This is a genomic window from Hymenobacter convexus, from assembly GCF_030580955.1.
Taxonomy (GTDB): Bacteria; Bacteroidota; Bacteroidia; order Cytophagales; family Hymenobacteraceae; genus Hymenobacter.
Genome location: NZ_JAUQON010000017.1, coordinates 21,462 through 36,905, shown reverse-complemented (window position 1 = coordinate 36,905; position 15,444 = coordinate 21,462). Strand labels below are relative to the sequence as shown.

The window sequence follows — 15,444 nt, the reverse complement described above, 5'->3', positions numbered from 1 at the left end:
TTGCCGCCCTTGTTCGTGTCTACGGTGGTGCGGGCTTTCTCGTACGCGGCCACCAACTGGCATGCCTCGCGCATCCCCCTGCTGCTGGGCAAAAAAAGACCCCAACCAACGGGCTGGGGTCTTTCATTAGGTCGGGAAAATTCCTGCCCGGCTATTGCTTCACGAAGCGCTGGTGCGTGGTGCGGCTGCCGTCGCTCACGCTCAGCAGGTAGATGCCGGTGCGCAGCTCGGCCACGTTCAGCTGGCCATCTTCCAGGCGCAGGCCTTTGATTTCGGCACCGCGCAGGTCGAACACGCGCACGGTGAAGGGCTGCTCGGGGTCGGCGTTCAGCGGGCGGGCAATGCGCAGCACGTCGGTGGCCGGGTTCGGGAAGAGGGTGTACTGGTCGGGCAGGGCGTTGGGGTTGCCGTTGCGGGCCACCACGGCCGAGCCTTCGGTGCGGGCCGTGCCGCCGGTGATGTTCACGGTGTAGTCCTCGGTTTCGCCGTAGCTGTAGCTGCCGCAGCTGGTGGTGGCGCTGTTGTCGCTCAGCACCACGCGCAGGCGGGTGGCGCCGGTTTTGGCCGTGGTGGGCACCGTGAAGGAGCCCTGCCGGGTGGCGGCGCTGCTGCTGGCGGCGGCGTTCACCACCAGCTCGCCGGCATCGGTAAACACGCCGTTCTGGTTGTAGTCGATGTACACTTTCACGTACTCGGTGTAGGCCGAGCCCGTGAAGCCCGCCGAGAAGTAGAGTGTCTGGGCCGAGCCAGCGGCCAGGCTGGTGCTCAGGGCCGTGCCGTCGTAGTAGCCGCCATCGGCCCCCGAGCTGCGGTTGATGCTGCCGAGCTGCACCAGGTCCACGTACTCATAGGCCACGCTGCTGCCCTTGCTGGCGCAATACGTGACGGTGGGCGGCGGCGTAGTGCCGCCGGGCGCCACGCCGCCCTGCGACGTGAGCAGGCTGGCGCGGGCGCCGCCGCTGGCAAACAACGCATTCATGCGCTGGCTCTGGCCGGTCGAGAACATGAACATGGCGTTGTCGTCCACGTAGTCCATGTAGTTCATGAACATGTCGCCGTTCGGCCCGTTCGAGCAGCTCACGTGCGGAAACACGGGCTTGCCGTAGTTCTCGGCGCCCTGGTTGGGGGTGTCGCTCACGTTGTCGGTGCCGGTGCAGGCGCCGTTGTCGTCGCCCCAAATGTGGTTCAGGTTCAGCCAGTGGCCCACTTCGTGGCTGGCGGTGCGGCCCAGGTTGTAGGGCGAAGTCACGGTGCCGGTGCGGCCGAAGTACACGGGCGAAATCACCACGCCGTCGGTGCTGGCCGCGCCGCCGGGGAACTGCGCGTAGCCCAGAATGCCGCCCCCGATGGTGCCCACCCACAGGTTGAGGTACTGCCCGGCCGGCCAGGCGTTCAGGCCGCCCGTGCTGGTGCTCTTAATCTTATCGGCCGTGCCCCAGCTCGTTACGGTGCTGCTTTTGCGCTCAATGCCGGTGGTGGCCACGCCGCTCGGGTTGCGCTTGGCCAGCGTGAACTGAATGCCCACGTCGGCCACCAGCCCGGCGAAGGCGCTGGGGGTTTTGGAGTAGTCGGCGTTCAGCTTGTGGTAGTCCTCGTTCAGCACGTCAATCTGCGACTGAATCTGGGCATCGGAAATATTCTCCGAGGCCGTGCTGTACAGCACGTGCACCACCACCGGAATGGTGAGCGTGATGGCCGAGGTGCGCTGCGCCGTGCCCACGTGCGAGGCCGCGTATTGCAGCGCCTGCTGGTTGATGGCCTGCATCCGCTGGGCCAGGGCGGGGTCGGCGGCCAGCTGGGCTTTCAGCACGTCGTCGCTGGCGCAGGTGCGCGGCACCGATTTTTGGGCGCTGGCCGGGGTAGCGGCCAACGACAGTCCCAGTAGGCCAAGGGCTACTGCGTAAACGTTTCTTTTCATATGAAAAAGGTTGGGTTGTGGAAAAAATTACGCCGGCAAGCTATCAAAAAAATTTTACAATTATGGCAATAAAATTAAGGCGTAATCGTTCCATTTTACAACAATTTCCACTTTATCATTAAAAATTATTACGATTATCAATAAATTCACCAGATATTCATTTTGCAATCGATTGTTCTCGCTGGTTGGCCCAAAACTTTCTTTTGCAAACTCCCCGAAAACAACAACGCCCTGCCGGTAGGGCAGGGCGTTGCATTAATTAAACCGTTAAAAATCCGGCGCTTTACTCCTTCTCGAAGCGCTGGCGCGAGGTATTCACCCCGTCGTTGATGCTGATGTAGTACAGGCCTTTGGGCAGGGCTTCGGTTTGCAGCTTGCCCTGGCCGTCGTAGCGGGCCTGGCGCATTTCGTGGCCGCTCAGGTCGTACACGCGCACCGAGTAGCGGGCGGCATCGGTGCCGGCGGGCACCGTCAGGCTCACGGCTTCGCGGCCGGGGTTCGGGAAGATGGTCACGGCCGTAGTGCCGGCCGACTGGCGCAGCACGCCGCTGGCGGTGGCAAAGCTGGAGCGGGCCCCGCCGGCATCGAACACGGCCGTCATGCGCGTGGCTTGGCCCTGCGAGAACATGAACATGCACCGGTCGTCGGTGTAGTCCATGTAGTTCATGAACATGTCGCCGCCGTTGCTGCACGAGGCTTTGGTAGCAGCCGGGCAACCGTAGTTTTCGGCGCCCTGGTTGGGGGTATCCGCCACCAGGTCCGAGCCGGTGCAGGCGCCGGAGTCATCGCCCCAGATGTGGCGCAGGTTCATCCAGTGGCCCACTTCGTGGGTGGCGGTGCGGCCCAGGTCGTAGGTGCTGGTGTAGGTGCCGGCCGGGTATTTGGCGCGGCTGCCGAAGGCCGAGTACAGAATCACCACGCCGTCGGTGGCGGGGGCGCCGCCGGGGAACTGCGCGTAGCCGAGCAGGCCATTGCCGAGGTTGCACGACCACAGGTTGAGGTATTTGGTGGCATCCCAGGCGTCGTCGCCGCCGCGCTTGGAGCTTTTCACCGCATCGTTGGTGCTCCACGAGCGGGTTTTGGTTGATTTGTGAATGATGCCATTCGGAGCCAGCACAAAGCGCACCGGCGCAGCCGCCGCCAGGCCGGAGTATTGGTAGGTGTTGGTGCGGTCGGCGTTAAGCTTTTGGAAGTCCTCGTTCAGCACGGCAATCTGGGACTGCACCTGCGCGTCGGAGATGTTTTCGGCAGCCGTGTTATACAGCACGTGCACCACCACCGGAATGGTAACCGTGCCGCTGAGCAGCGCCGCGGTGCCCCCCGTGGAGCCGCCGGTGGTGTTGCCGCCGGCGCGCTGCAGGGCCGCAGTGCGCGCAGCTACAAAACGTTGCGTCTGGGCTTCGATGGCCTGCATGCGCTGGGCCAGGGCCGGGTCGGCGGCCATTTGGGCCTGGAGCACGTCGTTGGCCGCGCAGGAGCGGTGCAGGATGACGGGCGAAATGTCTTCGATGGTGGGTTGCGCGGCGCGGTTGGCCACGTTCTGGGCCAGCATTGGGCTGGCGCTGCCCAGCAGGGCCAGCGCGGAGAGGTAAGTTTTTTTCATGTAGCTGTGGGAAATAGGTTGTGGGAAAGGAGTGAGAATGAGAGATTACGAACTGCCAAGCTAACAAAATATTCTCGCTAACCAAATTCATGTTGCTTACAATTCTTTGTGTTTTGAGAAAGAATCAAGCGCATTTATTGTAATAATTTCAACCAAATATTGAACATATCAGAATATCATATGGCCTCAGATGGTGTGACGCGGCTTTTTACAATGCGCTAAGCTCAAGCCATAATTTCATACAATCGTCATCAAAAAAAGCGCCCACCACCCGGCTTATGCATGCAGCATAAGCCGGGTGGTGGGCGCTTTTTTTATGGCCTTTCCCGGTTAAAACAGGAAGTCGAACCCCACAAACACCAACTTCTCCTCCCCCACCGAGTAGGTGGCGTTGATGACAGCCGCCTTGAGAATGTCGACGTAGATGCCGCCGCCGAAGCCGCTGTGGAAAGCGTTGAGGCCCTTGTACTCGCCGGTGTCGTTGTCGGAGTACACCCGGCCCACATCGGCCAGGCCCATGATGCCGAACTTGCCGGGGAAGAGGTAGGCGTTGAAGGAAAACAGCTCCAGGCGCGGCTCAAAGTTGGCGTACACCGCCGTGCGGCCGGCAAAGCGGGTGCGGCGGTAGCCGCGCAGGTTGGTGGTGCCGCCCAGGGTGTTGGCCTGGTAGAAGCGGTAGTCGCCGTAGTTGTGCTGGTAGCCGATGCGGCCGGCGTAGGTGAGGTGGAAGGGGAAATTGGGCGTGAGGTAGGCCCGGAACTCGGTGCTGAAGCGCCCGAAGCTCAGGCTCTCGCTGTTGAGCTGCCAGTTGTACTGGAACTCGTTGTACCAGCGCAGGCCGATGCGGGGGTTTTTGGCCGAGGAGCTGGCGTCGAGGTTGAGGTACATCAACCCGCCGAGGTACTGGTTGGTCTGGAAATCGGAGGCGCGGACGCCAAAGCGGCGGTTTTCATAGGTCACCACGCCGCCTTTGGTGAGGCTGTCCTTGATGGCCGTGCCGATGGGATTCTGCTCGACGCGGAACTGGTCGTACTGCGGCCCGATGCCGAACTTGAGGAAGGTGAACAGCTTGCGCTCGAAGGTGGGCGCGATGGTGAAACGCTGGAAGCGCACGCGGTAGGCGCTGTTCACGGTACGGTTCGTGACCACGCCGCGGTTGGCGTCTTCCGTGGCCAGATTAGCCGTGTTGTTGCCGATGCCGAAGAAGTTGTAGAGCAGCTGCGGGCCGTAGTACTGGGCCGCAATGTGCAGGTCGGTCTTCTTGAAAATGCGGGTGAACTGGCCCGTGTAGCGGATGTTGTAGGCATCGCGGGCCGGCGCGAAGTTGGCCGCGATGGTCTGCTCCCAGGAGTAGGGCTCGCGGCGGAAGCCGTAGTGCCGGTACGTAACGCCGCCGCCCAGCAGCACGCCGTCGTCGATGTTGTAGCCGAAGTACAAGGCCGGGCCCACGTAGTCGAGGCGGTAGTCCTTCAGGTCGAAGCGGTGCGGGTAGTCGTAGCGACTCACCTCGTAGCCGGGCTCCAGGCGCAGGCGGGCTTCGGAGCTGGCGTTCACCACGTTGCCGGTGTCGGCATCGTAAATCTGGGTTTTGTGGAGCAGGCCGCCCACGTGGTCGGCGGTGCGGATGGTGTCGCGGCCCTTGCCGGCAATGATGCGCAGCTTCACGCCCTTTTTCACGTCGCCGCGCACGTCGTACACGTCCTTGCCGTCGATGCCGTAGAGGCGCACCTCGTCGGTCACCTTGTCGTCGAAGGTGCGGTCGTAGAGCACTTTGGTGAGCTTGCCCTCTTTGTTGATTTTGCGCATCACCACGTGGGTTTTGTTGCCAGGCAGGCGCTCCACGGTGAATTTCTCGCGCTTTTTCGAGCCGCGCACTTCCACGATTTCGGCCAGCACGTCGGCGTACTTGCCGGCCAGGTCGGGCAGCAGGTCGCGGCGGCTTTTCAACTTGGCCACGATTTCCTTGCCGTGCAGGTCATAGATTTCCTTGGGCCACTTCTCGCGGAAAGCCTTTTCAATCACCTCGTCGGTGAGGTGGCTTTTCATGTATTCGGCCTGGGCAATCCACTGTTCGCGCGTCACGGCGCTCATAAATACCCGGTCGTTGCTCATGCCCGTCTGGTTCAGGCCCTTGTAGTCGGCGTAGTCGTAGCCGAAGTTCTGAAAGTTGCGCACCGCGAATTTGCGCGAAATCAAATAGGGCAGCACCCCGTCGCCTTTGAAGAAGGCAATATCCCGGTCTTCGGGCACGGCCACGAAGCGGCGGTCGCCGTCCTTGTCCTTGGTTTCGCTCCAGCGCCATTGGTCCTCGTGCCGGTCCCAGTCGCCAATCCACATATCAAAGAGGCGCGAGCGGGCAAAAGCCACCTGGTCCACCTGGTTGTCGTTGTCGTCGATGAGGCGGGTCAGCATCTTGTCGGTGCTCACCAGGTTTTTGGCGAAGCCCAGGCTGGCCACGTTGTCCTGGCTGTCCTTGGCATCTTCTTCCAGGGCGGCGGGCAGGTTGGCAAACTGCGCGTAGTACTGCCCCAGCAAGGGGTCCTGTGGAATGTAAACCGGCGTGGGATTGGTGTGCAAAATGCCGGCCGCGGTGCCCAGCGGCGGCAGCACAAACGACGCGTAGGGATGCTGGGCCGAAATCTGGTCCTGCAGCACGGCCTTGGCCAGGCCGGTGCGTAGCTGCTCGGGCAGCACAGCGGCGGGGTCTTTGTCGATGCCGCGCAGGGTGAAGTTGTAGCCGGCATCGTTGCGTACTTTCAGCGAAGCGGTTTGCTTGCCGCCGCCGGTTTTGTAGGGCATCAGGCCGCCCTTGTCGTTGGCTAGGTCAAGCACGCGGAACTTCACGGGCGTGGCCCACTCCTTGCGGTAGTGCTCGCCCAGCAGCCAGTTGTGGAAGCCGCCGTGCTTGTCGTACTCGGGCTTGATGGCCACCGTCACGGTGCTGTCGCGGAAGTCGGGGCGCTTGGTGGGAATGGGCGCTTTGGCAATGGCTTCGGCTTCTTTTTCCTTCTTTTTCTCCTTGTCCTTCTTCTTGTCCTTAATGGCGTCCTCCGTCTCGGGCAGCTTCTTGCCGTCGGGCTGGCCGTTGGTGGTGGTCAGGGCCGTTTCCGGAACGGGCTGGGCCGGGTTGGTGGCAATGGCGCCCGTGGTTTTGGCGTAGAGCGGCGTGCGGAACACCCGGCGTGCCGTGGTGCCGTTGCCCTGCGGAATGAAGTATTCGGTCCACACCTGGCCGTCGTCGTAGTAGTTCACCTGCGCCCAGCCCTTCTCCTTGTCCGAGAAAATGGCCCCGCCGCCATCGCCGGGCTTCACGTGCTGGGTTTTGCAGCCCGAGCCGCTCACGATGAAGTGCGTGCTGCCTTCCTTGTAGTACTGCAGGTTATGCTCGTGGCCGGCGGCATAAATCACGTTTGGGTGGCGGCCGAAAATATCGAGCAGGTTTTTGCGGTAAGCCTGGTAAGCCGGGTGCGGAATGTCCTGGTTAATGCCGCCGTACTTGCGCGCAAACGGGTAAATCGACCCAATAATGGGCAGCGGAATAAAGGCGTACTTGGCAACAATGCTGAGCGGAAAAATGTGGTCGGCCAGCGTGAAGTAGCCGCCGTGAATGCCGTCGGAGAACAGCGGGTGGTGGGCAAACACCATGATGTGCTTGTCCTTGTTGCGGGTGATGACTTCTTCCAGGGCGGCGTACACGTCTTCTTCGTTTTCGGCGCCGCAGTTGCCGTCGCGGCCCGAGGGGCGGTTGGCGGCCGGAGTCACAAACCACTGCGAATTCAGGGCAATGAGCACAAGGTCGTCCTGCACGCGCACCTCAAAAGGGCCGGGGCAGCCGTCGCGCGGCACAAAAAAGTCGCCGGTGTAGCTGAAGGCCGTCGAATCCTTCATCATGTAGTTTTCCACGAAGGCCTGCTCGCGGTTCACCTGCTCCAGGCCGCCGGGGTTGCCCTGAATCCAGTCGTGGTTGCCGGGCGTCATGTACTTCTCGCCGGGGTAGCCCCGAAAAATATCGAGCTGCGTGGTGAGACGCTTCTCAGCAATTTTCCGGTCGTAGGCGCCCTCCTCGGGCATGCCGTAGTTGTACACGTTGTCGCCCAGGAAAACGGTCGTGCTGTTTTTGCCGGCCTTCATAATCTGCTGCCGCAGGTAGTTGAGGCTGGGCTCGCCGCCTTTCTCGGTCGGAATGGGGTTGCCCACGTCGCCGATGAGGAACACGCGGTAGCGGATGCGGCTCGAATCGGGCGGGGTGTTGCGCTCCCAGTTCACGCCGGTTTTGCGGTAGTTGGGGCGGCTTCGGTGCGGGTTCTGGTCCGATTCGCCGGGCGAGGGGATTTCCTTTTGGGTTTCTTTGGGCGGTTTGGGCGGCTTGGGGGCCTGCGCCATGGCCCCGACGGGCACGCAGCAGGCCAGCAGAAAAGTGAGGCGGCGAAGTAAGGTCATGGAACGAAGTACGAGCCTGGCCCCGTTGGAAACCACGGGGCCCGACGATAAAGAAATGGCCGGCTCCAACGGGCCGGTAGCGCCCGTTACGCAAAGCACAGCCGTGCGGTTAAGGCCGGGTTTTTAACTTAGGCCCGGCGCTTCGCGTTGAAAGCCGGCGAGCCAGCCGGATGAACCGGCCCGCGCTCCGCTTGTTATGAAAGATAGTACCCCCGAAACCCTCGCCCCGGCCCCGCCCGAACCGACGGAAACCGCGCTGCCCACCGCTGCCGCCGGCACGGCCAGCGCCCCGGCTCCGGCCGCGCCCGAGCCCGACGGCAAAGCCCCTAAAGCCAAGGCCTCGCCGCTGGTGAAGGAAGCCGAAACCTACCTCACTGAGTTGTTTAAGAAGGAGCTGCCGGCCCAGCTCACCTATCATTCCATTGCCCACACCGAGGCCGTGGTGAAGGAAGCCCGCGCCCTGGCCCCCGCCGCCAACCTCAGCCCCGACGACACCGAGCTGCTGCTGCTGGCCGCCTGGTTTCACGACGCCGGCTACCTCGACGTGTACGACGGCCACGAGTTCCGCAGCATGGAGCGCGCCGGCGCCTGGCTGGCCGAGCACGGCGTGGCCCCCGCCCGCATCAAGCAGGTGCAGGACATGATAAAAGCCACGCACCGCGACTCAACCCCCGAAACCGAGCTGCAAAAGCTGCTCGTCGATGCCGACATGAGCAACCTGGCCCGCGACGACTTCCGCTCCCGCGCCGAGCTGCTGCGCACCGAATGGGAGCTGGTGCTGGGCAAATCGTACTCCAACCCCGAGTGGGCCGAGCTGCAGCTCAACTTCATGCTGGCCCACAAGTACCACTCCGACGCCGGCAAGGAGCGCTACAAAAAGGATTTCAAAAGCAACATCGAAGAGCAGCGCGACGAGCTAAAAAAGCGCGAGAAGAAGGACAAGAAAAAAAGCAAGGAGAAGACCGACACCTTCGCCGAGCCTAAGCGGGGCATCGAAACGATGTTTCGCACCATGTATTCCAACCACATGAAGCTGAGCGACATGGCCGACAAAAAGGCCAGCATGATGATTCAGCTCAACGCCGTGCTCATGTCGGTCATCATCACCTACCTGGGCGCCAAAATGGGCAAGGCCGGCGCCCTGGGCCCCATGATGAGCGGCAACCCCGTGCTGGGCATTCCCATCAGCATTCTGCTGGTGACGGCGCTGGGCTCGGTCATCACGGCCATTCTCTCGGCCCAGCCCGACGTGACCAGCTTCGCCTGGCTGAAGAAAAGCCCCGAAATCGCCACCAACCGCCGCGTCAACCTACTGTTCTTCGGGCAGTTCACCAAGCTCAGCCTCGACAACTTCCAGGGCGGCATGCGCGAGTTGATGCGCACGAAGGACATGCTCTACAACAACATGGTGACGGACATCTACTACCTCGGCGAGGTGCTCACCCGCAAGTACCGCCTGCTGCGCACCAGCTACACCATCTTCATGGTGGGCCTGATTCTGACGGCGCTCTCGTTCGGCATCGCGCTGCTGTATAAGATGTAGGGCTCAGCCTGCGATTCACCGGCTTGCGTTATCTTTGCAGCAGAAGTTTAGTACCTGGGCCTGTAGCTTAACTGCATAAAGCAAGCCTCTCCTAAGGGCTAGAGTACAGGTTGGATTCCTGTCAGGCTCACACAGTTACACCCCGCGTCGCTTGCTTTAATTAGCTAAGTAGCGCGGGGTGTTCCGTTAGCAAGCCGTGGTCGTATTCCCAGTGGCAGTTAGGACACAATACCAGAATATTGGCCGGGCCGGATACTTCCTGCACCGTGACGGAATCGGGAAAAGCGCTGATGGACTGAATGTGGCAGTATTCCACATGCTTAGCGTAGCCGCACGCCTGGCAAATGCGGGGTCGATGTGCGTTCAGCAGCCGGGTAATGCTGTTGAGGTAGCCGCGGTAGTAGCTGGGATGCTTGATGGCTTCTTTGGCCTTTAGCTGTGCCACAGTTAACAGGCGGTAGTCGGCCTTGCGCCTGCCATGCACCGCGCAAAACTGCCGGCTGCCGGGAATCAGCGTCTCGCACTCCCCGCACTTGCGCGTCAAGCGCCGCTTCGGGGCTTGCTGGTTGGTATGAATGGCAGCGTGCGAACGGGAGCAGTATTTGGGGTTCGCCGTTTCCGAGCCACAGTGCAGGCAGTTGTTCATGCCTCAAATTACTGGATATTGCTTCCTCATTTGCCACCCCGCATGAAGAAGCTGAAGAAACTCCTGCCCCTGCTGCTCCTCGCCACCACCGCCACTTTCGCCCAAAAAGCCCCCACTCCGGAAAACCTCGTGCAGTACGCGCACCCCATGGTGGGCACCCAGAAGATGGGCCACACCTACCCCGGCGCCACCGTGCCCTTCGGCATGGTGCAGCTCTCGCCCGATACCGATACGCTGAGCTACGAGCAGAACGGCAAGTACAACCCCGACATTTACAAGTACTGCGCGGGGTATAATTACGACGACCGCACCATCGTCGGCTTCAGCCACACGCACTTCAGCGGCACGGGGCACTCCGATTTGGGCGACTTCCTGCTCATGCCTACCACCGGCCCGCTCCAGCTCACCCCCGGCACCGCCGACCGGCCCCAAAGCGGCTACCGCTCCGCCTTCTCGCACCAGAACGAGGTGGCCGAGCCGGCCTATTACAAGGTGAAGCTCGACGACCACAACATCCTCGCCGAGCTCACGGCCACCACCCGCGTGGGTTTCCACCAATACACGTTTCCGGGCACCGAACCGGCCCACATCATTTTGGATATGATGGCCGGCATCTACAATTATCCCGACAAGAACGTGTGGAGCTACGTGCGCATCGAAAACGACTCGCTCGTGACCGGCTACCGCCAAACCACCGGCTGGGGCCGCACCCGCACCGAGTACTTCGCCATGCAGTTCTCGAAGCCCTTCAAAAGCTACGGGGCCCGCAAATACGACCCCAAGGAAATCTACCGGGGCTTCTGGGGCCGCTTCGACCAGACGAAGAACTGGCCCGAGCAGGCCGGCCGCCAGCTGCGCCTCTACTTCGATTTCAATACCGTAGCGGGCGAGAAAATCAAGGTCAAATTCGCTCTCTCACCCCTGAGCACGGCCGGCGCCGTGGCCAACATGCGCGCCGAGCTGCCCGGTTGGAACTTCGACCAGACCCGCCGCGCCGGCCAACAGCTCTGGCAGCAGGAGCTGAGCAAAATCACCATCCAGACACCCAACCGGGCCGATAAGGAGAACTTCTACACGGCCCTCTACCACGCCTGCCTCAGCCCCACCGTGTACCAGGACGCCGACGGCCAGTACCGCGGCCTCGACCAGCAAACCCACCGCGCCGAGGGCTTCACCAACTACACCACCTTTTCGCTCTGGGACACCTTCCGGGCCCTGCACCCGCTCTTCAACCTCTTGCAGCCTACTCGCAACGCCAACATGGTCATGAGTATGCTGGCCCACTACGACCAAAGCCCCGAGCACATGCTGCCCGTCTGGAGCCACCACGCCAACGAAAACTGGTGCATGAGCGGCTACCACAGCGTATCCGTCGTGGCCGATGCCGTGCTCAACGGCGCGGTGCCGCCCGCCCAGGCCGAGCGCGCCCTGGCCGCCTGCGTGGCTACCGCCCGCCACCGCTGGTACGACGGCCTGGGCGAGTACCTCGACCTGGGCTACGTGCCCAACGAACGCAGCGGCACCTCCGTTTCCAACACCCTGGAGTTTGCCTACGACGACTGGTGCATTGCCCAGCTGGCCCGCAAGCTCGGCCACGCCGACCTGGAAAAGGAGTTCAGCAAGCGGGCCGGCTTCTGGCAAAACGTGTTCGACGCGCGCCACAACTTCATGCGCCCGCGCCTGGCCAACGGCAATTTCCGCGAGAAATTCGACGTGCTCAGCACCAACGGCCAGGGCTTCATCGAGGGCAACTCCTGGAACTACAGCCTCGCCGTGCCCCACGACCCCAAGGCCCTCATCGCCCTCATGGGCGGCAACCGCGTCTTCGTGCCCCACCTCGATTCGCTCTTCACCATGCACCTGCCCGACTCGTTCTTTGCCGAAACCGAGGACATCACCCGCGAGGGCATCATCGGGGGCTACGTGCACGGCAACGAGCCTGCCCACCACGCCGCCTACCTCTACAACTACACCGACCAGCCCTGGAAAACCCAGGCCCAGGTCCGCAACATCCTCGCCCGCCAGTACCACCCCACCCCCGACGGCCTCGGCGGCAACGACGACTGCGGCCAGATGAGCGCCTGGTACCTCTTCTCGGCCCTCGGCTTCTACCCCGTGGCCCCCGGTTCGGGCCAGTACGCCCTCGGCAGCCCCCTCGTGCACGGGGCCGTGCTGCACCTCGAAAACGGCCAGTCCTTCACCATCCAGGTCAAAAACCAAAGCGCCAAAAATGTTTACGTGCAGTCGGCCACCCTCAACGGGCAGCGGCTGGCGCAGCCGTTTCTGGCGCAGCAGGACGTGGCCAAGGGCGGCACGCTGGTCTTTACGATGGGGGCCAAGCCAGTTAAAACCAGATAATGCAACATTCCCTATCACGCATCTATTTCAATCCTAGCATACAGAACAGGCATACCTACCAAAAGCACTACACTGAACCGCACATGCTGACCGATAAATTAAAGGGTATCTCACTCCGTCGGATACTAGCCATAAATGCATTTTTCATGCTTTCATTTATGATAGCTGCCTCATTCATGTGCACTGAAGGATTTGCTGGCGGAGAATGTGTAAAGCATCTAGACAATAGATTTTTTACAATCCAAATCAGTTCAAACCTATTATTCTCGGTTTTTTATCTCATAAGAATAGAAAGAAATAGAGCTGGCTTTATCATTTTCAACCTTCTAGGGTGCTGCCTAATCTATACTATTCTTGCAACGCTACACAGCGTTTCCAAAGCAGGCTTGTTTTAACGCTCTGGCCACCCTCAACGGGCAGCAGCTGACGCAGCCGTTTCTGGCGCAGCAGGACGTGGCGAAAGGCGGTGTGCTGGTGTTTATGATGGGGGCGCGGCCGATGAGGAAGTGAGGCAGATAGTATTACTGCAACAAGATATCTAATCAGCTATGGGCTTCGGTTTTAATTTGTTTTTTGCTCTTTTTCTACTGCCACTCACGGCAATACTATTGGTCATTTGGGCTTTAACCAAAAAGGTGTTTTTTGGCAAAGCATTGGGCATCATCTGGCTGTCCATTTTTGCCCTTGTCCTTCTCTCAGTGGTTACCCGGCCACTATCAGAAAAGAAAGTCCTCACCCAAGAAGACTATTACGGAGAGTATGTTATTGACCAAAGCTATTTCCCAGGAAAGCAAGCAAACTGGCAGTACAACAACTTTCATTTCGTCATCAAACCCAACGATTCAATCTACTTCTACTCAACTCCTAAAAACAGTCCTGCCAAAGTATTCAAGGGGAAAATCTCGACTTCTGCCCCATATGGCTCAGCTCGTCTCATTGTTCATATGCCTTGGCCGACACATCACGTTCTGACAACCGACCCTACTGTATACCGCCAGGCATGGGGCTTCTTTCTAGTATTTAATTCTCCTGAATTCGGTAACATGTTTTTCACCAAAGGGAAATGGGAGCCGCAGGACAACTGAAAAAAATGTACTCTCTTAAATAAAAAGCCGCCCGCTCCCCAACCGGAAGCGGGCGGCTTCATTTCTAATCTGGCCGAACCTTACGCTGCGGCCGGTTTCTCCTTGCCGCCCCCGCCGCCGGAGTTAATGATTTTGCGGGCCTGCGTGTAGCCGTCGTAGCGCGGGCTCCTGCATGGTCAACCTGCTACTTGTCTATTCCTGCCAGGTGCTCTTGCAGGTTGCGGCCCAGAATCTGGGCCCAGCCATCCTCAAAGCGCCGCCGGGCAAAGTGCGGGTCATCGGGAAAGCTCTCGATGCCGGTATGCGTGAGGGTGAGCCGCGTTTTATCGCCTTGCGCCGCCAGGGCAAAGGTCACTTCCGAGCTGCCCGGGTAATTCTTATACGCCCAGGTATGCGCCAGCTTTCGGCCGGGCACCACGTCCGTCACCACCCACTCTTTCCCGTAGGGCGAACCATCCTCGGCAAAGGCAACATGCGCTCCCACCACCGGCTCGAATTTCCGCACCTGCGGGAAATACCAGTGCCGTAGCTGGTCGGTATCGGTCAGGGCCTGCCATACCTTTTCAATCGGGGCATCATACACCCGCTCCGTCACAAAGGGCGTGCTCATAGCTACTGGTTTTTAAGGTTTGTAATCGGTTGTTCGGGCAAACACTTCCTAAACAGCTTCCCCAATTTACAGTTGGGCAGCCGTCGGCGTTGCCGCCCCGCTCGTTCCGCAATTTGTGACACACAAACCGGAATTTGTATAGCCCGCGCCCTTGCATGGCCCTAGAACTTTGCTCTTCACAAAGCCCAGTCCGGGCCGCGACTCACCAGCAGCCATACCCATGAATAACCCGCCAATCGTTCCGCCCGCCTTCTCCCTCGGCGGCGACTTACCCATCAACCGGCTCGGCTTCGGCGCCATGCGCATCACGGCCCAGCCCGCCTGGGGCCCGCCCACCGACCGCCCCGCCATGCTCGCCCTGCTGCGTCGGGCCGTGGAGCTCGGCGTCAACTTCATCGACACGGCCGACATGTACGGCCCCTTCATCTCCGAAGAGCTCATTGCCGAAGCCCTGCACCCCTACGCCGCGGACCTGGTCATCGGCACCAAGGGCGGCTGCGTCAGCTTCGGCCAGCCCCCCGCCGGCGTCCTGCTCGATGGCACCCCGCAGCACCTGCACGACGCCCTCCACGGCAGCCTGCGCCGCCTCAAGCTGGAACGTATCGACCTCTACCAGCTGCACCGCCTCGACCCGCGCGTGCCCGCCGAAGCCACGTTCACCTTCCTGGCCGATGCCCGGCAGCAGGGCCTGGTGCGCCACCTGGGCCTCTCCGAAGTCACCGTCGAAGAAATCCAGCTGGCCCAGCAGCACTTCCCGGTGGCCTCGGTTCAGAACATGTACAGCATTTTCAACCGCGCCGCCGAGCCCGTGCTGACCTACTGTCGCGCGCAGGGCATCGCCTTCATCCCGTGGTTCCCCATCGGCGGGGGCATGGTGCAGGAAATGGGCATCGTGGAGCAGGTAGCCGCCCGCCACCAGGTTTCTGCCCATCAGGTTGCCCTTAGTTGGCTGCTACACCACGCGCCCAACATCGTGCCCATCCCCGGCACCGGCAGCATCGCCCATCTTGAAGACAACATGCAGGCCGCCGCCCTGCGGCTGACTTCCGAAGATATGCAGCAGTTGGATGCGCTTAAATTGCACGTAGAAGCGTAGAACGTGTAGAAAGAACGAGCAAAAAATCCCGTCATGCTGAGCGCAGTCGAAGCATCTCTACCGCCATACTAAATCAAGCTTAGTTGCGCGGTAGAAATGCTTCGACTGCGCTCAGCATGACGGGCTTCTTATTACTTTCCATACC

10 protein-coding genes and 1 tRNA gene are annotated in these 15,444 nt (G+C 60.9%); 6 read left to right on the top strand and 5 right to left on the bottom strand.

The features are described 5' to 3' along the window. Positions 1–151: 151 nt before the first annotated feature. The 3 genes from Q4S41_RS23920 to Q4S41_RS23910 all read right to left on the bottom strand — a co-directional run bounded on the left by Q4S41_RS23920 (position 152) and on the right by Q4S41_RS23910 (position 7,961). Positions 152–1,918 (bottom strand): GEVED domain-containing protein, encoded by a 1,767-nt coding sequence (locus Q4S41_RS23920; RefSeq protein WP_305033644.1) that lies wholly within the window; start codon positions 1,916–1,918, stop codon positions 152–154. A 283-nt stretch (positions 1,919–2,201) separates the two neighbouring features. Beyond that, positions 2,202–3,521 carry a M43 family zinc metalloprotease gene (locus tag Q4S41_RS23915; RefSeq protein WP_305033643.1) on the bottom strand — a complete coding sequence of 440 codons (1,320 nt, stop codon included), beginning with the start codon at positions 3,519–3,521 and terminating at the stop codon, positions 2,202–2,204. A 330-nt stretch (positions 3,522–3,851) separates the two neighbouring features. Further along, the gene (locus Q4S41_RS23910; RefSeq protein WP_305033642.1) at positions 3,852–7,961 is read right to left on the bottom strand and encodes a metallophosphoesterase; all 4,110 of its coding nucleotides are present in this window, start codon (positions 7,959–7,961) and stop codon (positions 3,852–3,854) included. Between the two features lie 196 nt (positions 7,962–8,157). Between Q4S41_RS23910 and Q4S41_RS23905 the strand changes: the two genes are divergently transcribed. Together Q4S41_RS23905 and Q4S41_RS23900 are read left to right on the top strand one after the other, a co-directional pair. Further along, positions 8,158–9,504 (top strand): Pycsar system effector family protein, encoded by a 1,347-nt coding sequence (locus Q4S41_RS23905; protein WP_305033641.1) that lies wholly within the window; start codon positions 8,158–8,160, stop codon positions 9,502–9,504. A gap of 56 nt (positions 9,505–9,560) precedes the next feature. Beyond that, a tRNA-Arg gene (locus Q4S41_RS23900) sits at positions 9,561–9,634 on the top strand. 30 nt (positions 9,635–9,664) lie between these two features. Here Q4S41_RS23900 and Q4S41_RS23895 read toward each other — a convergent pair. Next, positions 9,665–10,150, bottom strand: a complete 486-nt coding sequence (locus Q4S41_RS23895) for an HNH endonuclease (protein ID WP_305033640.1) — start codon at positions 10,148–10,150, stop codon at positions 9,665–9,667. A 42-nt stretch (positions 10,151–10,192) separates the two neighbouring features. Between Q4S41_RS23895 and Q4S41_RS23890 the strand changes: the two genes are divergently transcribed. The 3 genes from Q4S41_RS23890 (at position 10,193) to Q4S41_RS23880 (ending at position 13,593) form a co-directional block, all read left to right on the top strand. Then, positions 10,193–12,508 carry a GH92 family glycosyl hydrolase gene (locus Q4S41_RS23890; protein WP_305033639.1) on the top strand — a complete coding sequence of 772 codons (2,316 nt, stop codon included), beginning with the start codon at positions 10,193–10,195 and terminating at the stop codon, positions 12,506–12,508. Between the two features lie 354 nt (positions 12,509–12,862). Continuing rightward, positions 12,863–13,018, top strand: a complete 156-nt coding sequence (locus Q4S41_RS23885) for a hypothetical protein (protein ID WP_305033638.1) — start codon at positions 12,863–12,865, stop codon at positions 13,016–13,018. A 38-nt stretch (positions 13,019–13,056) separates the two neighbouring features. Beyond that, complete coding sequence (locus Q4S41_RS23880; protein ID WP_305033637.1) at positions 13,057–13,593, top strand: hypothetical protein; 537 nt, start codon at positions 13,057–13,059, stop codon at positions 13,591–13,593. A gap of 184 nt (positions 13,594–13,777) precedes the next feature. On the opposite strand, the gene Q4S41_RS23875 is transcribed toward Q4S41_RS23880, so the two are convergent. Continuing rightward, positions 13,778–14,203, bottom strand: a complete 426-nt coding sequence (locus Q4S41_RS23875; protein ID WP_305033636.1) for an SRPBCC family protein — start codon at positions 14,201–14,203, stop codon at positions 13,778–13,780. 220 nt (positions 14,204–14,423) lie between these two features. Here Q4S41_RS23875 and Q4S41_RS23870 point away from each other — a divergent pair, with 220 nt between their 5' ends. Next, entirely contained in the window at positions 14,424–15,299 is an 876-nt protein-coding gene (locus Q4S41_RS23870) for an aldo/keto reductase (protein WP_305033635.1), read from the top strand. The last annotated feature ends 145 nt before the right edge of the window (positions 15,300–15,444 follow it).